This window comes from Neptunomonas sp., assembly GCF_016744175.1.
GTDB lineage: Bacteria > Pseudomonadota > Gammaproteobacteria > Pseudomonadales > Balneatricaceae > Neptunomonas.
Genome location: NZ_JADGEV010000033.1, coordinates 1 through 22,484 on the forward strand (window position 1 = coordinate 1; position 22,484 = coordinate 22,484).

The following is a 22,484-nucleotide window of genomic DNA, read 5'->3' on the forward strand; positions in this document are numbered from 1 at the left end:
GTAATGACCATTCTCAATGGCAAACACAAAGAAGAAGATGCACAGCTAGATATGGCTCAACTAGGCAGTATGAAGCTGAGCAAAGAAGAGGTATTACATGTCGTACCTACGGTCGCACGGTCTTCTGTATTTGGTTTTATTGTTGGCGTTCTCCCCGGTGCAGGTGCGACTATTGCGTCTTTTCTGGCTTATGGGCTTGAAAGAAACATTGCATCGGCTAAAGATAAACTTAAATTTGGCAAAGGCTCTTTACGCGGCCTAGCTGCACCAGAAACGGCCAACAATGCCGCTTCAACAGGCTCATTCGTACCTTTACTGACGCTAGGGATCCCAGGCTCGGGTACCACTGCAATCATGCTAGGCGCGTTGATTGCAGCAGGCGTTCAGCCTGGGCCTCGCTTGTTTGTGGATAACCCTGATGTATTCTGGTCCGTCATTATTTCTATGTACTTTGGTAACTTAGTACTGTTGATTCTTAACCTACCGTTGATCCCTTATATATCTAAGTTATTGACTATTCCCCGTCCGATACTCATTCCACTCATATTGTTCTTCTCAATCACTGGGGTCTATCTGGTGAGCTTTAACACCTTTGATATCCACATGATGGTCATTATTACAATCATTGCTCTCTTCTTGAAATTACTAGAATTCCCCATGGCTCCTATGCTGCTCGGTTATATCTTGGGGGGACTTATGGAGATAAACCTCAGCCGCGCACTCGTAATTTCAGATGGTAGTTTTTCGTTTTTATGGGAGCGACCACTCACTCTGAGCATCATCATAGTGGCCATTCTTATTCTATGTTTGCCACCTATTCTGGAGCGACTTCACAAACGTAAATCTGTTCGTGGCCCAGAAGTGGCTGTCAATGAAGGGGAAGGGTAACACCTCACCTACAAACTTATTAGAACCGACTCACTCTTTTCCCACAGCATTGAGACCCGATGCTTCGGGGGCTTTTACCCTGATTTTCTCTGCCTAATCTTCTTGGCCTGAGATAAAGAGGGTTAAACATTTCAACATAATAATCTGTAAAACTTCGGAGATCTAAATGAAAAAAATAATATTAGTTGCCGCAATTGCCAGTGCGACGGCCTTTAGTACTGCACAAGCAGCCACTGTCTATGAGGGAAAAGGCCTCAAATATGACATTAAAGGCGACTTTCAGGTTCAGCTGCGCCAGAAAGTCGGCAAAGATAAAGACCTCGATGTTGAATTCGACGACCTTGAACTGAAAAACCGCGTTACCTATACCTTAAATGACAACATGGCCGCTTTTGGCCAATTGGATTTTAGCTTTGATAGAGCTGCTAATAATGGTGGTGATGGCGCCAAACTTGAAGAAGCATACCTAGGCTTAGACTTTGGCTCTGTAGCTGTTCGTGTCGGTAAACAAAATTATTCATCTGATGAATTCAGTGTCGAAAAAGCATATGAAACGGTCGTTGAAGACGATATTTTCGACTTAAACGATGATGCCGGTGATGATGTTATCCGGGTTGATGCAGAGTTTGAAAACTTCTTCGTGTCGGCTTCCGTTGATCTAGAAGCTTCGGGTAATTCAAACAGTGATAACAACGAATCTTTTGACCTGTTTATATCAACCTCTGTGGATAACTTAAGCCTAGCGGCTGCTTTTCAAAACTTCCAAGCTTCCGGCGTTAGCGACTCGGTAACATCTTGGGGTGTGCAGGCAGTATATGATGCGGGTTTTGCGACCTTCGGAGCGGATTATGGATCCATGGAAGATACCGCTAACGTTTATAACTTAGTCAGTACTTTCCCAATCACCAGCACAACAAAAGCAGCTCTTGGTATTCAAAGCGTTGATTATGAAGATAAAAGCAAAAATGATATGACGGGCTGGTACGCAAACGTAACCTATAAGTTCCTACAACAGAAAAATGTTAGTTTGTTTGCCGAGATTGGCGATACGGATGAAGATGACAGTAGCATTGGCTACTTGGCAGGGATGCAACTTAAATTTTAAAAGCGCATAGACCTAGCCTTGAGAGACCTCCCCCCTTCAGGTCTCTCAAGGCTAAACAACCAAAGTCATAACAATGACCTTCCCGCCTAAATTTAAAAGTCTCTTTTTATTGCTCACTAACAGCTCATTAAAAACTTTCTTTACGAACCGACCACCCCATGCGGCGACATGCATCGCCAGCATCTTTTGATAGCCCCTTTGGCCCACATATAAAACAGTTTGGTTGGTAGCCACTATGGCCAATATCAACAGTAAGTTGCTGCCAATTTGGACGCCCATACTGCAAATTTAATGAAGCACCTTGGCTAAAGCTATTCTGCAACAAAGACAGATCGCCAGCATCTACTGTCAGGTAAATATGCCAATGACAATCAACCGCCGATATTGCTAATAGCCTCTCTATTAACGGGCGTAGCCACTGTAAAAATTCAGGTTCGCGAATCACCCATACAAGATGCAGTGTCCCTCTACGATTAGGATCTCGTTTACATTCACGTAGCAAACTAAGAAAAGGCGTAATGCCGATCCCCCCAGCTATTAACAACCAATCATTGGACGCAGGAGCATGAGCCACCGGACTGGCGTATGGACCACGAATGTCAACGCCTAACGTTGTTGATTTGCCATTAGGCACCGCCTGCTGTAGCCGTTTCGTCCAATCCCCCACACAACTAATTTTAAGCACCAAGCGACGCTGATCATTACGTATTCCTGTCAATGAGAATGAATGCCACTCGCGAGTAGATAATGCGGGGATGCGAAGCTGAACATAATGCCCGGGAAGCAGCACCAAAGCCTTTGGGCGCTCGATATTTAAGCAAACGACCTGTTCATTAACCCTAAAGGCATGAGCCAAGCAATTCGTGTAACGGTGGCGTACCCTAGAGCAATATAACTCAGTTGCCAAGACGAGTATTGGAAATACGATCCATTGCAGCATAGTAATATGCAGTAGTGCTAATATAACTAATACGTAACCTAAGCGATGCAACTGCTGAAACCGGTGGTACAAATGTTGTCTTATCCATTGCAGAGAACTTAACCAAATAATTAGCAGTATGAGCAACATCGACAAGCCACTCATATTAATACGAAATTGCCGAGAGCTAATCCCCTTATCTGCAAAAACAAGTACATCTTCATAGTAGCTCAATGGCATACTAGGAATGGCATATGTCATCGTTGAAGTACGGTTATGGCACTTAGTACAATCTTCTTTAAGGATCGGTTTAATCTCTGACTCAAACCGGTTTTGCTGCGCACCCGCTGCTATCCATTCCCGTATCACATCGATGGATTCATCTTCACTGACAAACTCATACATATTCGTGCGCATGGAACGTACCAAATCAGCTTCCTCAGCAAGCAAGGCTTCTTTAAAAGGAATCGCCAACGTAGCGTAATAAATAAGATATTGGCTACCATGAAGCAACGCTGCCACTATCAACAAATGACCAAGCCAGCGATGACAAGCGTTAGCCTGATCAAGTGGTAAGCACTCTCCCCAACGGGAACGGCGTAGCATTGTTATGCTCTTTCTCATAACCGGTAGCCACATCACTGCGAGTATCAGCAATAACAAATAGGCGCTACCACGCGCCAATCTCAGATAAATATTGGTGGTATCGTTCGAGTTATAATCAAAGCCAAGCCAAAACTGATAGCTTCCAGCAGCAAAAAATAAGATCAGCCAAGGTAGCGCTTTCAGTAAATCAGAATAACGCTTACACCACACAAGACCAGCGGAAGGCCCTCTGTTTTTTAAAGATGAATCATGTGGTGTAGATAAGAACGGCTTCATATTATTGGTGATGAGTGAAAAGCTTCCAACAACGCACTACCATTGCTGCTGGAAACCAATGCTTCTCATATCAATCCATTGATATTATTTAGAAAATGTCAGCTTCAATGATTTTTTGTGATAAAGGTGATTCGTCTGACTGTTATCAAACACCGTCATTCCAAAATAGTACTTTTTGTTCAGATCACTAAATTGAACATCCTGAGTAGCAGAGTTTTCATGCTCAGTCACTAGTTTGCGCTTCACTTCTAAAGTCCAAACGCCATTCTTCCAAACACCTAGCGCACTGATATCTCCCCGTGAGCCTGTTGATGGGTTCGCGACAATACCTCCAACGATATCTCCTGCCTTAAACCTGTCTAAAAAAGGCACCTTAGTCGCGTCCAATACCCAATAACGATTGTCTTCACTTGGTTCAGGGTTCATCCAAACAGGAGCGGTTTTATCTGCATTATGATTATTCGCATATCCGCCTCCTGTTTTGTCATCACTGTGTCGCCCCCACCCCTTATTTTCCTGACGGTCTGAATTCATATACTGATCATCAATTTGGCCTACTGGGTTAGAACGAGCACCCTTCCAATGCCACATATCGATTGTTTCGCCTGCATTAGCCGTATAGTGGCGCCCTGAAGAGATATCTTTAACCCCATCAATCTCCCCGTCTTCTGTAATATGGCAAGACTTATCACACCCCTTCTTAACAAACCCTTTTGAATGAATATTCCAAAAGAAAGCGAACTTATCTTCATAATAAGTATTATCTTGCCCTGTCTGGTCTTTCTTCATCAGCTGTTTCCACGAGCCATCTTGCTGTTTCACCCACGGAAAACGTTCAAGACTCATCGTTGGGTCTTCCCAGCGAACCAAAAAATAGACATTTTCAGCGTCATAGACTGAACGTATATTTACTTCGACCTCCTTCATTCCCGCATAACCGTTACTAGGTTCATACGGCAGCTCATTCAAAAGCACTGTTAATGGTGTGGCATTACTCCAAAAGGCATCTTCTACTCCATCAATAATCACCTTCTGGTCAAGGCTCACCGACTCCAGTGTATTTTTTGCAGCGAGGACTCCTTGAGGAACTAATCCAAACGTTGCTATGCACCATATAACAGCTATCTTTTTCATGACTTTTGCAAAATCCATACAAGTGTTTAATTTTCATGAAATACTAATGATAATCTGTATCATTTACAACTTAATATTCATTATCATCTATTTAATAAACATATAATGACTTGTTTAGGTATGCTGTCGCCCAAATTCGTATAGATAAGCTCAAGAGCAATTGCAATCACGTAAGACAACAAAAATTTAACCGCACATAAAAGAATACTGCTGGCTTTCACGTGTTATTGGTCGCTGTCGAAGGCGGGCACTGCCGTTCGAATGTGAAGAAAAAGCCACTAAAAATGACCATATTAAGTAAAAGGTTATTACATTCTATGAATTTTAATATTCCTCTTTGGCAATTACTCAAAGGTTGTCTATGCTAATTATCAGTACTAACGATTAATACCAATTGATAATTTTCTGTGAAGGAAATAATGAGATATTTCGCAGAATCACTTCATCAATCCCTGTGTTTATTAGCGTGAATGCTCTGTATTTAGGAATAGATGGATAGTCGATATTCCGTACTAAAAAGAGAAAATACAACATAAAAACTCTCTATGCTTTTTATGGATAAAAAGAAGAGAAGCAGTAAGAGACTCTAAAAAAATAAAAATGCGCTTGAATAGAAGAGTCAAAAATTAACCCTCTCCTATTTAAAGCTCAACTGACCTTACTATTTTGAGGAATTACCTATGAAGCGTTTTATAGCAGCGGCCTTTTCACTGTTACTTATTTTACCCAGCTTTAGCTATGCAGAAAAAATAACGGCAACAGGCGACCCATGGCCTCCATTTTTAGCACCTGATATTCCTAACCAAGGCATTGCACTTGAAATAGTACGTGCCGCTTTTAAAACTCAAGGCTATGAAGTTGATATGAAGTTCGTCCCGTGGGCAAGAGCATTGGGCAGCGTGAAAGCAGGAAGCGCCGATATCCTTGTTGGTACTTGGTGGACAGAAGAACGTACTAAATTTTTAACTTACAGCGACTCTTATCTACAAAATGAAGTGAATTTCATAAAGCGTGCTGGAGATTCGTATGAGTACGATGGCCTCGAAAGCTTAAGTGGAAAGTCTGTAGGTATTGTACGTGGCTATGGATATAAATCTGACTTTATGGATGCGAAAAACTTCAAAAAGCCTGAGTCAAAAGACTTAGTAACAACCCTAAAAAAATTGGTCGCCGGACGTGTGGATCTAGCAATAGAAGATGTTTTAGTAGCCCGCGCATTGATCGCTCAAAAAGCACCTGAGTTGATGGACAAGCTTGCATTCACTAAAAATTCATTTGCTGTCAATAAATTACATGTGACAAGTGGAATCAAAAACCCTAAGAGCGGCGCAATTATTCAGGCATTCAATAAAGGTCTGGCTGAGATTAAAGAAAATGGCTCTTACGATGAAATTTTAAAGAAAAACGGCCAATGAGAATTGAGCTTCGATTATAAAAAACATCCTCATTATCTGAGTAATGAGGATGTTTATGTAATGCAGCTCAGGTCTGAGCTGCATTTTTTAGTTCTCTATAAATTTCCTGATTACCTGCAAAATCAGTGCCTTCCTTATTTGCCTGAACCACCCTGTATTTAGAGCAATACACCACACACAGCGAATCAATTTAAATAAAGCAAAATCTGGATTAATAGTCTATTTTGCTTTATAAGAACATTTTCATCCTAACTGAGAATTTACTTACAACCATAATTATGGTTTAGATTTAAGTGCTTAGTTTTCTTTTGCTCAATTTGTACTACGCTATAATTTATAAATATAAAAACCGGATAAAAGGTGCGTGAATGAGAAATTCCATTAGTTTGAGGTTTAACTTACTAACAAGTTTAGCCGTTACTATTCTATTAGTGCTCTTCGGTGCTTATAACCACTCAAAAACTGAAGAGTCATTACGAGCATCTTTAGACAAACAAACTGATGCTGTAATGGGACGCCTTGCCCTAAGCTTGCCCGCCGCATTATGGAACTACGAACAGGAACAATTGATAGGCCTCATCGAATCCGAAGTAAGCTCCAATGAAGTAAAAGGGGGCTTTATTATTGATAATGATGGAAAAATGGTACTTGGCAGAATGTCTAATGAGTCAGGCGAGATAGTAGAGGCCGAGCTCCCCAGCATGGAGAGCGCTACAAAAGAGAGCCGTTTAACATTTGATGATTCCGGTACGATAAATGCTGTTGGCCAGCTAATCATTATTGTAGACAGTAGCTCCATTGATGATTTACTGAGTAAATCCATGACAAGAACGCTGGTGCAGCTAACATTAATGGTTCTTCTTCTAGTGGCAATGGTTACCTTCTTATTACAAAGAATTGTTATAAACCCTCTGAATGAAGTGGGATCCGCTCTAAATGATATCTCTCACGGGGAAGGCGACCTCACTCGACGCCTCAGCGTTAAAAGAGAAGATGAAATTGGAACCGTTGCGAATCACTTCAATAGTTTTGCTGATAAAATTCAAACATTAGTCCAGCAGGTTGTCAGCTCAACAAGCCAAATATCTTTGTCCGTGCAGGAACTAATAGATGTAGCACACACCACCAATACTGGCGCGCAAACTCAAAGATCTGAAACCGAACAAGCGGCGGCGGCTGCGTACCAAATGAGCGCAACAGCTAGCGATATATCAAAAAATGCTACACAAGCTGCTGAAGCCGCACAACTTGCTGATAATGAAAGCATGAACGCCAAGGGAATTGTTGCCAACACCCTTACCTCCATAGACCAATTAGCCCGCGAAATCGAAGAGAGCGTTACGGCTATCCATGAACTCGAAAGCAACGTGGATAGCATTACCGCAATGGTAGCTGTTATTCAAAGCATTGCAGGGCAAACAAACCTTTTAGCCTTGAATGCCGCTATAGAAGCTGCGAGAGCAGGAGATAAAGGACGTGGATTTGCAGTTGTTGCTGATGAAGTACGCTCGCTCGCCAATAAAACACAAGTGACAACTGAAGAGATCCAGCAAATAATTAACCAGCTGCAAAGCGGTGCAAAAAATGCCGTTGCTGTTATTTCTAACAATAAGAAAAGCAGTGTTCACACTGTCCAAGAAGTTAATAATACTGACAGCTCATTGAATGATATTGTGACCTCGGTATCGACAATTAGTGATATAAACATACTAATAGCTAGCGCATCAGAGCAACAGACAGCCGTCACGGAAGAGGTCAGTAAGAGCATTACTCGTATTACTGAGGTTGCTGATAACACAGCGCAAGGAGCAATGAACACAGAAGAAACCTGCACCCAACTCTCCAACCTAGTACGACAAATTGAACAACAACTGGGTCAGTTTAAAATCTAAAAAATCTACTAGTAAACTAATCACTTGTCGACCAATAAGAAACGGGGGAGCACCCATAATGGACACCCCCCCGCTCAGGCATAGCAATAAATAAAGCTAAGCTTTATTTAACCAAAGATTTGCCTCGGCAGCCACAACGCAATATCAGGAAACGCAACCACCAACGCCAATCCAATAACCTGTAAAATAATGAACGGAATAACCGCCTTATACAGGTCGTAAATAGTGATTGAGGGAGGCGCAACCGATCGCATGTAAAACAGATTGTACCCAAAGGGGGGCGTAAGATAGGCCGTTTGCATACTGATAATGAACAGCACTGCAAACCATACGGTATCGAACCCTAACTCTTGAACGATCGGCACAAACAAAGGAACGGTAATAAAGACAATCGCGAAATCATCCAAGAACATGCCCAATACAAAGTAGGTTACCAGCATCGCGATAATGACCCAGTAAGGCGAGAGATTCGAGTCCTCTACCAGCTCGGTAAGCAAAGATCCTGCCCCTAAACCGATATATACTTTACTAAAGAACACAGCCGCCACGGTAATCCAAATCAACATACCCATTAGCTGCGTAGTGCTCATAAGCACTTCTTTAAGCATTTTAATATTCAATGTGCGATAAATAGCCGCACATATAAGCGACCCTGCCGCACCGACAGCTGATGCCTCTGAAGGCGATGTCACACCACCCACGATAAAGCCCAACACTGTACCAATTAGAATACCCGGCAAAATCAATGCTTTGAGTGCTTTAATCTTGCCTATGCCACTAACACGCTCTTCCAGAGGAATTGATGGCGCTTTTTCTGGATTTTTGACGGCAAACAGGAAAATGTAAAGCATGTAGATACCCGCCAGCATCAAGCCTGGCATCAAACCTGCTGCAAACAATTTACCTACCGACTCTCGGGCCAAAAATGCATAAACGATCATCAACACACTAGGAGGAATTAAAAACCCTAACGCGCCGCCCGCCATAATAGTACCGGTGACTAGTTTCTTGTCGTAGCCCCGCTTCAACATTGCGGGCAATGCAATAATACCCAAACTGACAGTAGCAGCCCCAGACACTCCGGCTAACGCGGCGATAATCGCGCAGACAATCACTGTGCCCATTCCCAAGCCGCCAGGAACGCCACCCATGAGCTTATTGATCATCTCAAAGAGGTCATCGGTGATACCGGATCGCTGTAGCATTAACCCCATAAAAATAAACATAGGGAGTGCAACCAGCAGGAAGTTATCCATCGCCCCGAAAGCACTGTGAGCCATTAATTCGAGGCCAGCAGGCCCCCATAGAAAATAAGCTGAGCCTGTACCGACAGTAAGCAACGCCCACGTGAGCGGAGCCCCCATCGCCAACAGTATCAGCATGGAGCAAAACATGCCTGCGGTAACCAATAAAGGATCTAGATCTAACACGGATACACCTTCGTTTTTACAGTATACATCTGCCCGATTCTTATCAGTGTCTTAGCCAACCAAGGTTCTCTGAAAAAAATAACAGATATAAAAACTTACAGAGCTATCAACCCTTTCTAAAATCAGCCAAGTATCACACTACTTCGAACTAACTTTTTTCTTCCAGCTGCATACCCAGAGCGACAACCAAGCTGCGAATTATGCCTGCTATGCTTTGCAACATCATTAGGGCGATAGCCAAAGGGAGAACGGATTTGAAAGGGTAAATAATGGGTCCCCAGGTGCTCTTTGAAGAGACCTCTTTAATTGCCCATGATTCCGCAGCATAATTAAAGGTGATCACAAAGAAAACGCCGAATACAACCAAGCCAATCGAGCCTGTGATCACATCCATAATGGCTCTGGTGCGAACTGAGAACAGGTTATAGATCACTTCACTTTTTACATGGCCGTGGTGTCTATGAGTATAGACACCCGCCAGTATGCAAAAAGTACCGTATAACATGGTGGTACTTTCATGCGCCCACGAGGTAGGACTGTTAAATAAATAACGTGCCGCCACCTCATAGCCAAGCACAGCAATCATGGCAAGACACATCCAGGAGACGGTCTTGCCCACCCACTCAGATATCCTGTCTTGAAAAGCAAGATATTGAGAAAGTGTTGACATTAAGCTCTCCCAGTAGCCTTCGCAGTCGCAATGATCGCATCAATTGCTTTGCTGTTACGCTCAGACTTTTTAGCTTCTTCTTTCCACACATCCATCGCGGCAACCGTCAATGCTTTAGAGTCTTCAGCAGGTAATGAAGCAAACTCGAAGATACCTTCGCCGTTCACATCTAGACAGCCGTTCACATTCCACGCATGCATGTTAGTTGAATGCTTAGCTGTAGCTAGTTCAATAACTTTCTGCTGATCTGGAGACATAGAGTCCCATTTTTTCTTGTTGATCAACATACCATCAGCATAACCAGGGTTGATCATGTTCAAGTAAGTGTAATGCTTAGCAGCTTCATGCAACTTTAATGCTTTATATTCCAACGAACCACCATAAATAACACCATCAATTGCACCTGTAGACAATGCAATATAGAGCTCTTGGCTTGGCAGATATACAGTTGGGATACCAAACTTTTCAAGAATCGCAGCAACCGTGGCCGTTGCACGAATCTTCATGTTTTTCAGGTCATCCAAGCTTTTAACTGGCTTAGTCGTAAGCAGATCATATGGACCACCAAAAACAGGCCCTAAGTAATGCACACCTTTTTCTGCATAAGCTTCAGATAGCAGATCACCCAAACCTTTAGCCTGATGTAGATACATAGCTTCATCATAGCTCGTCCAAGCGCCTGGAATACCACTTTCAATTTTAGCGATATCTAGCTGACCAGCCCAGTAACCACCATAACCCTGACACATATCCAACGTACCTTTAGATACAGCATCTAGCATCTGGTCATTTGCCACAAGCTCACTACCACGGAAACGTGTGATACGAACACTTTTGTTAGAGCTTGTTTTAATGTCTTTTGCAAAAGCTTTATACAGATCATCAGTTTCTGTGCCGTATAGAGTTTGCATTCTAAGATTAACTTTATCGCCTGCCTGAGCAGACGTTGCGGAAAGGGCTAATGGCGCAGCAGCAATACCCGTGGCAGCTGCTTTCAGTAAGTCTCTTCTTTTCACTATCTGATTCCTTTGTTCTTATATGTATTGATAGCTTGCTTAGGTTCGAGTACCAAGAACAGTCTAAACCCGTTCTATCTATGCTCTACCAGAAGCTCTCTGATAACGTCTCTACCTACTACCGGGTAGCTGTGCAGTATTTTTAACACCGTTTGGTGTAAATTAAAAGCTACGTTTGTACGCTCTTTTATGAAATATAATGAATTACAGGGTGAATTACGAAAATAACTTAGGTTAATAACAACAAAAGACAAACCAACAAAAACACATCAACTTATTGTTTATATTGAAATTAATAAAATTAAATAATGGTAAATACTTACTTTTTAACCCTAAATATCATCATTCCTACATTTACCTCTTCGAAGAGTCCACACACAACAAATGTTTAATATATCGAACATAAGACAATTATGTTTTAACAATAACAAAAAATATCACCACACCCCGCTAATTTCTAGAGCGCTTAACCTTCAGGGTACCCAAGCGCCTCAGAGGCCACCTCAAGCGGCTCGACATTTCCGGTTTCTAAATCATTACGCGTCCACCAATACGTAAAGCCATTATCTAGCATCCACTGCGCAACACGATCTAATGTTGACCATTCACGACAATCACCCCGTGCGCTATTTAGCCGCAATGGCACACCATCAACATAAACAATCGCAGCCCAAGCAAATGGATGCTTATCAGGGTCGCCAAACCCCCCTCCCTGCTTGCTTCTGTAAACTCGATACGCTACGGCATAATCCCCCAGCCGTCCTTGATCTCGTACAAAAGGAAGTTCGGCTTGAGTAATCTTTCCTGCTATTTGGAGGAAGGCCTCCAGGCTCTCATTGTCATACATCATGATTCATAGTGTTGCTTTTTCAGAGAGATGATTTTACATTATGAGTCATGTTGTAAGGCTCGACAACCGGCTAATACGAAGTATCTATGCTCTTCAGGCCGGTTACACGAAAGCCATTAATAATAATTATAATGAAGGACTCTTGATGAAACTGGGTAATAAAACTGCTGTTGAACTCGTTGCAGATCTTCGTGCTCACCATATCTCAGCGACAGAACTTCTCGAAGAAACAATCCAACACGCAGAACATGTCGCAAACGCTTATAACCCCTTTTCAGTGAAACTCTATGAGCGAGCACGTAAAGCAGCTATTCATGCAGACGAGCTATTAGCCAAAGGGTTAGGCGGCCCTTTATGCGGCCTACCTATTACCATAAAAGACTCTCAATGGCTGGAAGGTGTTCCGTGTACAAATGGTTCGCGTACTCAACAAGATTTTGTTCCCCACGCAACCAGTGCTGCGGTGCAACGCCTGGAAGAAGCCGGCGCCATCATCTTTGCTAAAACTACGTGTCCTGAGTTCTGCTTAACCGGCACAACTTCTTCCGAACTATTCGGTACAACCTCTAATCCGTGGAACACTGACCGGACATGCGGGGGTTCTTCCGGTGGAGCCGGCGCTGCCGTAGCAGCAGGTGCGGGCACATTATCTCTTGGTGGTGATGGAGGCGGGTCGATTCGTATTCCTGCGGCATTCTGCGGCATTGTCGGCTTCAAACCTTCATTTAAAGCCGTACCTCGCGAACCTTGCTTTCCTTCATGGAGCACAATTGTTTCGTACGGCCCTATGGCTCGCAGCGTTGCCGATGCACGTTTGATGTATTCAGTGGTCGCCGCCAATAACGAAGATAAAGCCTATTTAGATGATCTGTCGGCTCATGCTCACCACCCTTTAACGTTCGCAGGCCAGAAAATAATCATCTCCGAGGACTTAGGCTTCACACCTGTTGATGATGATGTGCGTCTAACATTTAGAGGAATTGTAAGAAAGCTTGAAGAGGCCGGTGCTGAAATCGTTTACGACCATCCCCATCTACCTTCGTCAGTGATTGCCTGGGCAACATCTGCTCATTACGACTCATGGAGCTTTCAGAAGAAAAAAGACACACCACTGAAAGGCCTAGAGAAAGGAACGCTGGATACATTGCACTTTGGCGCCAGCCTGACAGAAGAAGAATTTAACGCAGCAGAAGATCATAGAGAAGTTATCCATGCGGCCTACACAGCGATGTTCGAAAGAAACGCTAGTTCGTTTTTTATCACGCCTGCTCTAGGTGTTGAGGCGTTTAAACACACTCGCCGTTACCCTAAATATGTTGGTTCGACAAAAATCACCAATCCATGGTTAGACTGGGTATCTTTTCTCTATGATGCAAACCTCACTGGGATGCCTGCATGTGTAATTCCAATGGGACTCGGTAATGAAAATCTTCCTCTCTCTATTCAAATTGCCGCCCCTGTTGGTAATGATGCTGCCGTGCTCGATATAGCTGAGCAAATGGAGGGCATTATCGGCTGGGACAATTCGCCAAAAGACTCCGTAAAAGAAAGCTCACATAAAGATCGAATGAGTTAACGCCAGAAAAGCAGTCACCTCTTAATTAGTTTTCAATTATCAGCACATTGAACCAGCCAAGTGAAGCATACGGAGAAAGTATCTTAGTGAGAAACCTGCAGTTTAATGTGATCAATGAAGCAACCATAGGTGACAAATTTAGCCTGTTGTTTAACACAAACTGGCCTGCCTATCGTGCTTGGTATCTAGACGAAGGGGAAGAAGCACGCCCTAGTTACTTAGAGTGTATTTCTGCACTACAAGAATACATGCCGGAGCTAGTGCCCCTGTATCAAGATATCCTAAAGCTATTAAATTGCGATGACTTGCAAGCAAGATTTCTTAGTTTATATTGCCCGCCTACCTTCTATTCTGGGTGCTCTCAATTGATCTATAAAAAAGAGCAAACAGCACTCATCCGCAATTATGATTTTCCAGCATTCTTGTGCGAAGGCACTATTCTACGAAGTCAGTGGCTCGACAAACAAGTGATTGCAATGGCAGATTGTGTATGGGGTGTTTTAGATGGCATTAACGATGCGGGTCTAGCTGTTTCAATCAATTATGGTGGTCGCTTAGTAGAAGGGAAAGGGTTTGGTATTACCATCGTCGTTCGATACATGTTGGAAACATGCTTTACCGTAGAAGATGCCGTTGCCGTACTTAAAAGAGTCCCAGTACACCTTGACTACAATATTGCCCTACTCGATAAACATGGCAACCATGCCACGGTAATGATCGCACCAGACAGAGAACCATCGGTTACCCAAGAGTCTACATCGACTAACCACCAAGCCCCAATTGAGACAGGCAAACCACTTTTTCTTGAAGATTCAGGCACAAGGCTAGAAGCACTTAACTGGATTAATGCCAACCATGAGACCTCTTTAGCACAAACGGTTACACAATTTTTACACCCTCCTCTATATCGTCCTCACGACAGCAATGCTTCGGGGACTTTATATACAGCGGTGTATAAACCCGCAGCAGGGCATATTAGCTACATTTGGCCACAACACATTTTAAACCTAACATTCGACCACTTTCCTGAACAAACACTGGATATAAAGTATGCCTAGCAAGATACACCTCTTACTAACAACATAAAGAACACTGACGGAGCTGCATGACCTCCTTGATAATAAAAATAACATCATTATCAACCCGTATTTTCAGATCTTTTTTCCCGCGAACCGCAGGCGCAGAACTGGAAGAAAACACAACCTTTGCTAAAGATAATAATAATGAGGACGTAATTATGAGTACGCCAGAAAAGCTTCGCGGTTTATCCGACATTTATCGTTTTTTCCGTAAGAACACGACACCGATTTACTTCGTTTCCCCGACGGCCTACAACATTCTTGGCTTAGGGCAGTGGATTCAAGGTTTTAAATATATTACCCATTTCGACTCGTTTGACGGTGGCCACTTTCGCGTTACCAACCCAGAACAGAACACTGAAAGAGAATTTCAGTCGATGGAAGATATGGTCAATTATCTGCTAAGCCATAAAGAGTCTGTCGACCTGTTCCAAAGAAACGGCGGTAAAGGAAAAATACTTACCGTGATGTTCGATGAAAAAACAGAAGAGATTGCGAAGCAACTAGGCGTTGATATTGCGTTACCCCCTGCCGAGCTACGTACTCGCCTAGACTCTAAGATTGTCACCACTCAACTCGCTAACGAAGCAGGCGTTGCAAGTGCTCCCAACATTGTTGATGTTAAAGCATCTAGCTATCAAGAGCTGCGTGCCTTAGCTGCTGAAAACAATCTTGGAGAAAAACTCGTTGTACAAACTCCTTATGGCGACTCCGGAAAAACAACCTACTTCATTAGCAATGAAGCTGACTGGGAAAAAGTAGCCGATAAGGTTATTGGCGAAACGCTCAAGGTGATGAAGTACATCAATCACATACCGGGCACTGTTGAAGCTGTTGCCACCCGTTGCGGCACCATGGTTGGGCCATTACAAACAGATATCACCGGTTACCAAGAGTTAACACCTTATAAAGGCGGTTGGTGTGGAAATGATATTTTCCCTGAGATCCTAGAAGGAGCACAGCGCGACAAGATCATCGGCATGGTCAAAGCCATGGGGGACAAGCTCTACGAAACAGGTTATCGCGGCACCTTCTGTTTCGACTACTTAGTAGATACTGATGATGGTGAAGTTTACTTGGGCGAAATAAACCCTCGTATCAGTGGCGCCAGCCCGCTCACGAACCTTGTAACATCAAAATATGGCGGCATCCCACTCATGCTGTTTCATCTACTTGAGTTTATGGATGTCGACTTTGAAATTGATGTAGATGAAATTCAAAAACGTTGGTCAGACTTCGGTAGCTGGACACAACTTGTGCTCAAGCATACAACCGATGAAGTACGTTCAATCACAAAAGCGCCGCAATCAGGTATTTGGCGCATGCTAGATGATGGCAATATCACCTTTGTTCGTAGCAGTATCGACTGGAACAATGTAAGTGACGGCCAGGATGCTTTTTATATACGGGTTTATGATGCCGGTGATTATGCGTACTTAGGCGCAGACATGGGAATCTTAGTTGCACGCGGCAGAATGCAAACAGATGATCGCCAATTGCTACCCCGTGCTCATCAATGGGTAAGAGCCATTAACGCAGAGTTTGAATACAAAGCACTGGACGAATTAGAAGTCCCGTATATTCCAACCGATAACGTTCGAAAAATGATCTAAAGACCTTTAAACGCACAGACTTAAATCAGTTATTTTAAGCTAGTCCTTTGGCCGCTCTCTCATAGAGCGGTCTTTTTTCTATACAACAAATCCCTTCTAATACTTTACATGTTTCATTTAACTAATTATATTAGATAAATCTAATTTAATTAACGCTAATCAACCTTTATAGCGAGAGCTTATATGAAATCAATCAAATACATTGCCGCGTCATGCTTAGTTGCTGGTTCTTTATCTATTACAGGAGCGCAGGCAGAAAACAGCTCCAATCAAGTGAATCAAGCACTGATTATACTGACGAGTTCATCATTACAAACTCAAGGCATGGCGATGGTATTAGGCAATGCAATGCAAGCTAAAGGTGTATCTGTTGATGTGCTTTTATGTGACACCGCAGGTGATTTAGCACTCGCCTCCACCACCAGCAAAACGTTAAAGCCACGTAATGTCACACCAGAGCAACTGATGCTTAAGCTACAAAAGAAAGGCGGCAATGTTAGTGTATGTGCTCTCTATTTACCAAATAGCTCTCACAGTAAACAAGACTTGCGCCAAGACATCAGTGTCGCTACGCCTCCGCAAATGGCTGGCATGATGTCGGCAAACAGCGTCCGTGTTTACCATTTTTAATAAGTGAGTTTCTCCATGAAAAATATCATCATCCGTTCGCTGTTTTCGGTGTTGCTGGCTATATCATTCGGTGCGGCTAACGCCAATGAAATAGGGATTAGCCCACAAGAGACTCATACGTTAATCAATCAAGGTGATAACGTTCTATTTATTGATGTTCGCGACCCCGTTGAAATTATGTTTATTGGTTTCACTGATAAAGTTAATCTCAACATTCCTTACTTAATGGTCGACCGGTCTCAATGGGATGCGAAGAAAAAGCGCTTTCGCCTTTATAAAAACCCCGACTTTATTACTCAAGTAAAAGCGGCATTAACAGCTCAAGGACTGGATGAAAGTGCCACTATCATCACTATGTGCCGCTCTGGTAGCGAGCGCGGTTTACCTAGTGCTAAGTTTTTGAGGGAAAGTGGTTTTGAGAATGCCCGCTATGTTATTAATGGCTTTCAGGGAGGCAAGTTAAAAAAGGGAGCACACGCAGGTTTAAGAATAAAGAATGGCTGGCAAAACGAAGGGCTTCCTTGGAAAGCTAAACCGAACCCTAGCAAAATATACAGAACAGATAGATAAAAACACACGGGCACTTTTTTTAAAGGGCCCGTGTTTTGAAGAGGCACACCTGTACCACGTTCACTCTTCCATCTTTCGATACAAGGTACGCAAGCTGCAGTCGGCAATGTCAGCTACCAGCCCTTTATCTTGGTATCTTTGTAATAATGCCTTTAAGTATTTTTTCTCTAACTGCTCTAAACTAAATTTGCTTTCAGCGAGAAATTGCAAAGAGCTCTCAGGTGTTACATGTAAAGAGGTAGAAGCCACCATACGTTGCTCCGGAATTAATTGTAAACTTTGTTGTATGACATCACTATCCATTTGATCATCATGGCGTAGCACCACCGCTCGCTCGAGAATATTCTTTAACTCCCTAACATTACCCTTAAACGGCTGCTGAGACAGCAGCTCATAAGCACTCTTAGTTAAGCTCAAAGGCTGGCTATCAGAAATACGTAGCAAAATACTTTTCACGAGCAATGGAAGGTCTTCTTTACGCTCGGACAGTGCCGGCAAACAGATAGGAAAAGTACTAATTCGATGATAGAGGTCTTCCCGGAATTCCCCTCGCTCAACCATCGCCATCAAATCTTTGTGCGTTGCGCAGACCAATCTAAAATCTGCTGCATCCGGTTTACTATCACCTACAGGGCGAAATGTTTTAGTTTCGATTAAGCGCAGTAATTTTACCTGTAAGTGCAAAGGCACATCACCCACTTCATCAAGAAACAACGTACCGCCATGAGCTGATTTCACCAGCCCTATTCGGGTATATGTTGCTCCCGTAAATGATCCCTTCATATGGCCAAACAACTCACTCTCAAATAAGGTATCTGTCAGCCCAGAACATTCAACCGTGACAAATGGTTTTTTTGTTCTAGGGCTAGCCGAGTGAACAGCTTGTGCAGCCAGTTCTTTACCCGTCCCTGAAGCTCCCATCAAAAGAACATTGGTATTCGTTTTACCAACACGCTGAATCAAGTCGACGAGTGTATTAAAAGCTTTGCTACGCCCAATCATCTTATTAGCAATGGGCTCAGCACTCACTTCAAGAATCGGTTTCATAACTTCAATGAAGTAAGCACGCTGCTGCTCATCAACAATAGGGATAGTTTCTATACCTACATGCTCTTTACCCTGTGGCGTGTTATGAATATGCAACACACTTGCTCTTTTTCCTGTTTCACGGGCTTCTTGCATAGGGCACGTCTCACCCTCCAAATCACAAGGACGCTGATAACCATGCGACAGGTAATAACACTTTGCCGGGCTACGGTTATCAAGCCCACCAAAGCGAAAGTCATAGTTACTATTGGATGCAACCACGTTGTAGTCAGCATCCACCAGCACTGCTGGATCATGATAGCTATCCAATACGTTGCGCATTGTTTCCAACCAGCTGGCGTTGGTCATAGTACGACTCCGTCACTCGTGTCTATAAAATGACAATAATGACAAAAAACATCTCTCTCGACCAGAAATCACGCCTACCTTGAGAAGTAATAACGTTTAAACGGTTGCATTAACGCACCTACATAAGCGTTATTTTTTAGGGAAAGCAACACCGATAAAGCATGCTACAATCTGACACTATTATTTTTGCTACGTTTATAGTGTATCTGGAACAACGATGACCGCATCAGAACAATCCGTATTTTTTAATGGACTCCCGCTACGTAACGCACAAACGCTCACAACAGCGTTGCATCTATTTACAGCCAAAGGTTTTTTTAAAACATCAGTGCACGACATTGCGGAACATGCTGAAGTTTCTATCGGTTTCATATATCACCACTTTAAAGACAAAGAAGGTATCGCAAGAGCGTTATATAACCGCCTACTTGAGCACATGAATGTGTTGATCGACCATATCGAAGCCTCTTTTCAAACCGCTAAAGAACGCAGCTATGCCATTATTCGCGTCTTATTCGACTTGACAGAAAAAGAACCTGAAGTGATGCAGTTTATCATCCATGCCCGCCATAAAGAGTTCCTCCCTGATGAGAAGTCTATTTGCTCAGCTTCAGCTTTTGTGCGCATGAGATCCTTCGTATTTCAAGGTATTGAAAATAAAGAGATTCGCGAGATGGATCCTCTTGTTGCAGCCATGATTGTTTATGGCGGCGCCATCAGAATGATCTGTCTCCGGCTTGATGATGTTATTGAAGTGCCTCTTCCTGGCATGCTCGATGACCTATGGGCAAACACGTGGAGTGGGCTTGACCCGTAAATTTTTCTAACATAATATCTAAAACGAATGTTCGTTCTGCTTTATCGAAAAAGTACTTTACCGAGTACTTTTTTTATACCTATCAAACAGAATGAACGTTCGTTTTGTGTAAAATAATTCACACTTTACCGTTGCCATTAATAAAAAGTATAAAAGGGATATGCAGCATGAAAAAACGTATTCTCGTGATTGGAGGGGGTATAGGCGGCACAATGACCGCCAACCACCTTGTCAGCAAACTCTACCCAGAAATAAGCCGAGACAAAGTTGAAGTCTCTCTACTTTCAAATTCACCATGGCATTACTACAAACCAGCATTCATGTACGTCGCCTTTAATAAGTTTTTTAAAGATGAATTACGACGCCCACAACAGAGCTTATTAAGACCTGAGATTAACTTCATTGTCGACGAGGTTGAGTCCTTTGAGTTTAATGCCACCAGAGTTCGCTGCTCTAGCGGAAAATTCTACGAGTACGATTACTTAGTGATATCCACAGGCTGCTTACCCGCCCCAGAAAGAATTGAAGGACTAAAAGAAGCTGGTGATCATTTTTACCAATATGCGCCCGCTAAAGCCTTAGCTGAGAAACTAACAACCATTAAAAAAGGTCGGATTTTTGTCACTGTGAACTTCCCTCAGACACCAAATGTACCTCATCAATGTGGTATAGCCCCGATAGAAACCACACTAATGTTGGACGACTTATTACGCAAGCGAGGCGTCAGAGACAAAGTAGAAATTGTTTATACTTATCCCACCGTCTCGCAGCTTCTACGTAATTGCTTATTTATGCAAAAAGACACGTGTGAAGTGTTACCCACAATTTTTGAGCAGCGTGATATTAAATATCAACACGGCTTTTCTCTATCCCACGTCGATCCTGATAAGAAAATTGCATACTCGCATGAAGGCAAGGAAGAAAACTTCGATATTTTGATGGCAACACCACCCATCCGCGCTGTTGATGCAGTGATTAATTCAGGCGTATCTCAAGCAATTAACAATGAAGGCTGGCTACCCACCGATCATGAAACTATGGAAGTTTACGGTTTAAATAATGTATTTGTGTTGGGCGATACTGTCGACCTCCCTGTCAGCAAAGCCGGCGGATCTTGTCATAGCCAATCACCTGTCATCGTCAATAATATAGCTTCTCATATTCGTTTAGGGCGGCTCTGTGATCAGTACGATGGGCGAGTAGTCGCAATAGCGCAGATGGGCTTAGAAGATGGAATGCCTCTTTGGTACGACTATTCCTCAGATGTACAACCTACCCCCCCTAATAAGCTCGGCGGCCTCATGCGCAAAAGCTTTAATAGAGGCGTGTACTGGTCTGTAGCCCGCGGTTTGGTTTAAGTGATTGACGGAGACAACATATGAACACCACGAATACAAACATCGATGAGACAACCACCTCTCAGCCTAATAACTTTATCACTAACCCTAACGCACAAGCCGGGCTTGAAGAGTTAATCCAAAAAATAGAGCCCCTATTAGCGGGTCGTCGGCTTAACCGAATTGTTGATCTGATGTCAGTAACTGCTGATGTCGTTGATATGACCGATGACTATATGGTGGAGAAACTCTGTAAAGGTTATGAAGAAGCTATTGGAGGTGCCTGGACTGCTGGGAACATCGTACGCATGGCAAGCAATGACGTTCGCAAAATGGAAGAGCCTCCTACGCTATGGTCGCTTTTAAAAACAGCTAAGGATCCTGAAGTTCGCCGTGGCTTGGCATTTATGCTGATGATGGCCCGAGGCATAGGCAAACAAATGAGCCAACCGCTACCTGACGATGATTAAAAAAGTTTAACTATGAGAGTCAACATGGAAAACATTTTGGCTCACTAAGCATGGCTAAAAATTATTAGGCCGATTTTTAATCGAGCACTCATTCACAAAGAACTTATTAACTATAGAGGCATCCATGACTCCATCCCAACTGATATATGTTACAGACCCTCTCTGCCTTTGGTGCTATGGAATGGCTCCCGCATTAGATTCTTTTTATAACACCCTGCCTGATGATCTTGCTTGTATAACAATCAATGGAGGTCTTTTTCCAGGCTCTCGGGCAAAAGTAGCTGATAAAGCATTTCGTGACTATTTAAAAAATGCTGCTCAACATGTCACCGCAAGAACAGGGCAAGTATTTAGCAAGAAATTTTGGGCGCTGCTGGAAACAAAGGGATTTCTATACGACACCGAGCCTAGCGCAAGAGCGTCAGTGGTAGTCAAAACGCTCAAAGATGAAAAACAAATGCGTCGATTTATTCACACCCTACAACATTCCGTATTTATCGATGGTTTGAATCCGAATGTCACCGATAATCTTGCAACAATTGCCGAATCTTTAGGTGTTGAAAAAAGTAGCTTTATAGCTGCATTTGATAATCTAAGCAGCCTTGAAGCCACTCGTCATGAATACACCCTAGCCAACCAAATGGGCGTTCAAGGCTTCCCAGCGCTTATATATCAACATCAGAAACTTGCCTACAGCCTCGCTGCCGGATATTCTCCGTTAGAAGATCTACAAGCCGCTCTTAACTGGGCCCGCGGCGAATCTAATCAACCACCCATTGCTACTAATCAAAGCGTC

The 22,484-nt window shown here is 43.1% G+C and carries 20 protein-coding genes; 13 read left to right on the plus strand and 7 right to left on the minus strand.

The window, feature by feature from the left end:
• Together QZZ55_RS14175 and QZZ55_RS14180 are read left to right on the plus strand one after the other, a co-directional pair.
• Positions 1–888, plus strand: an 888-nt coding sequence (locus QZZ55_RS14175; RefSeq protein ID WP_293267993.1) for a tripartite tricarboxylate transporter permease, incomplete at its 5' end; no start/stop codon positions are given.
• 166 nt (positions 889–1,054) lie between these two features.
• Positions 1,055–1,993, plus strand: coding sequence for a porin (locus tag QZZ55_RS14180; RefSeq protein WP_293267994.1), 939 nt, complete (start codon positions 1,055–1,057; stop codon positions 1,991–1,993).
• 127 nt (positions 1,994–2,120) lie between these two features.
• On the opposite strand, the gene QZZ55_RS14185 is transcribed toward QZZ55_RS14180, so the two are convergent.
• Together QZZ55_RS14185 and QZZ55_RS14190 are read right to left on the minus strand one after the other, a co-directional pair.
• Positions 2,121–3,794, minus strand: a complete 1,674-nt coding sequence (locus QZZ55_RS14185) for a ferric reductase-like transmembrane domain-containing protein (protein ID WP_293267995.1) — start codon at positions 3,792–3,794, stop codon at positions 2,121–2,123.
• Positions 3,795–3,878: 84 nt separating this feature from the next.
• Positions 3,879–4,928, minus strand: a complete 1,050-nt coding sequence (locus QZZ55_RS14190; protein ID WP_293267996.1) for an ethylbenzene dehydrogenase-related protein — start codon at positions 4,926–4,928, stop codon at positions 3,879–3,881.
• A gap of 680 nt (positions 4,929–5,608) precedes the next feature.
• On the opposite strand from QZZ55_RS14190, the gene QZZ55_RS14195 reads away from it, so the two are divergent.
• On the plus strand, positions 5,609–6,343 hold the full coding sequence (locus tag QZZ55_RS14195; RefSeq protein ID WP_293267997.1) for a transporter substrate-binding domain-containing protein: 735 nt from the start codon (positions 5,609–5,611) through the stop codon (positions 6,341–6,343).
• A gap of 368 nt (positions 6,344–6,711) precedes the next feature.
• Complete coding sequence (locus QZZ55_RS14200) at positions 6,712–8,235, plus strand: methyl-accepting chemotaxis protein (RefSeq protein ID WP_293267999.1); 1,524 nt, start codon at positions 6,712–6,714, stop codon at positions 8,233–8,235.
• A gap of 107 nt (positions 8,236–8,342) precedes the next feature.
• Here the strand turns inward: QZZ55_RS14200 and QZZ55_RS14205 are convergent, their stop codons facing one another.
• The 4 genes from QZZ55_RS14205 to QZZ55_RS14220 form a co-directional block, all read right to left on the minus strand.
• Positions 8,343–9,665: a TRAP transporter large permease subunit gene (locus tag QZZ55_RS14205; RefSeq protein WP_293268000.1), complete on the minus strand. Its 1,323-nt coding sequence runs from the start codon at positions 9,663–9,665 to the stop codon at positions 8,343–8,345.
• 148 nt (positions 9,666–9,813) lie between these two features.
• On the minus strand, positions 9,814–10,335 hold the full coding sequence (locus QZZ55_RS14210; protein WP_293268001.1) for a TRAP transporter small permease subunit: 522 nt from the start codon (positions 10,333–10,335) through the stop codon (positions 9,814–9,816).
• On the minus strand, positions 10,335–11,351 hold the full coding sequence (dctP, locus tag QZZ55_RS14215) for a TRAP transporter substrate-binding protein DctP (RefSeq protein ID WP_293268002.1): 1,017 nt from the start codon (positions 11,349–11,351) through the stop codon (positions 10,335–10,337). The genes QZZ55_RS14210 and dctP overlap by 1 nt, the downstream gene beginning before the upstream one ends.
• Before the next feature lie 466 nt (positions 11,352–11,817).
• Complete coding sequence (locus tag QZZ55_RS14220) at positions 11,818–12,201, minus strand: hypothetical protein (protein ID WP_293268003.1); 384 nt, start codon at positions 12,199–12,201, stop codon at positions 11,818–11,820.
• Between the two features lie 145 nt (positions 12,202–12,346).
• On the opposite strand from QZZ55_RS14220, the gene QZZ55_RS14225 reads away from it, so the two are divergent.
• From QZZ55_RS14225 to QZZ55_RS14245, 5 genes are all read left to right on the plus strand, one after another.
• A complete protein-coding gene (locus QZZ55_RS14225; protein WP_293268004.1) occupies positions 12,347–13,777 on the plus strand; it encodes an amidase in 1,431 nt (476 codons plus the stop codon).
• 86 nt (positions 13,778–13,863) lie between these two features.
• Positions 13,864–14,835 carry a C45 family peptidase gene (locus QZZ55_RS14230; RefSeq protein WP_293268005.1) on the plus strand — a complete coding sequence of 324 codons (972 nt, stop codon included), beginning with the start codon at positions 13,864–13,866 and terminating at the stop codon, positions 14,833–14,835.
• Between the two features lie 179 nt (positions 14,836–15,014).
• Positions 15,015–16,469, plus strand: a complete 1,455-nt coding sequence (locus QZZ55_RS14235; RefSeq protein ID WP_293268006.1) for a biotin carboxylase — start codon at positions 15,015–15,017, stop codon at positions 16,467–16,469.
• Positions 16,470–16,652: 183 nt separating this feature from the next.
• A complete protein-coding gene (locus tag QZZ55_RS14240; RefSeq protein WP_293268008.1) occupies positions 16,653–17,099 on the plus strand; it encodes a hypothetical protein in 447 nt (148 codons plus the stop codon).
• Between the two features lie 15 nt (positions 17,100–17,114).
• On the plus strand, positions 17,115–17,669 hold the full coding sequence (locus tag QZZ55_RS14245; RefSeq protein WP_293268009.1) for a rhodanese-like domain-containing protein: 555 nt from the start codon (positions 17,115–17,117) through the stop codon (positions 17,667–17,669).
• Between the two features lie 60 nt (positions 17,670–17,729).
• Here the strand turns inward: QZZ55_RS14245 and QZZ55_RS14250 are convergent, their stop codons facing one another.
• Positions 17,730–19,064: a sigma-54-dependent Fis family transcriptional regulator gene (locus QZZ55_RS14250; RefSeq protein ID WP_293268010.1), complete on the minus strand. Its 1,335-nt coding sequence runs from the start codon at positions 19,062–19,064 to the stop codon at positions 17,730–17,732.
• A gap of 217 nt (positions 19,065–19,281) precedes the next feature.
• Here QZZ55_RS14250 and QZZ55_RS14255 point away from each other — a divergent pair, with 217 nt between their 5' ends.
• The 4 genes from QZZ55_RS14255 to QZZ55_RS14270 form a co-directional block, all read left to right on the plus strand.
• Positions 19,282–19,881: a TetR/AcrR family transcriptional regulator gene (locus tag QZZ55_RS14255; protein ID WP_293268011.1), complete on the plus strand. Its 600-nt coding sequence runs from the start codon at positions 19,282–19,284 to the stop codon at positions 19,879–19,881.
• 167 nt (positions 19,882–20,048) lie between these two features.
• Positions 20,049–21,239: an FAD/NAD(P)-binding oxidoreductase gene (locus tag QZZ55_RS14260; protein ID WP_293268012.1), complete on the plus strand. Its 1,191-nt coding sequence runs from the start codon at positions 20,049–20,051 to the stop codon at positions 21,237–21,239.
• Positions 21,240–21,259: 20 nt separating this feature from the next.
• A complete protein-coding gene (locus QZZ55_RS14265) occupies positions 21,260–21,688 on the plus strand; it encodes a DUF1641 domain-containing protein (protein WP_293268013.1) in 429 nt (142 codons plus the stop codon).
• Positions 21,689–21,812: 124 nt separating this feature from the next.
• On the plus strand, positions 21,813–22,484 hold a 672-nt coding region (locus QZZ55_RS14270), incomplete at its 3' end, for a DsbA family protein (protein ID WP_293268014.1).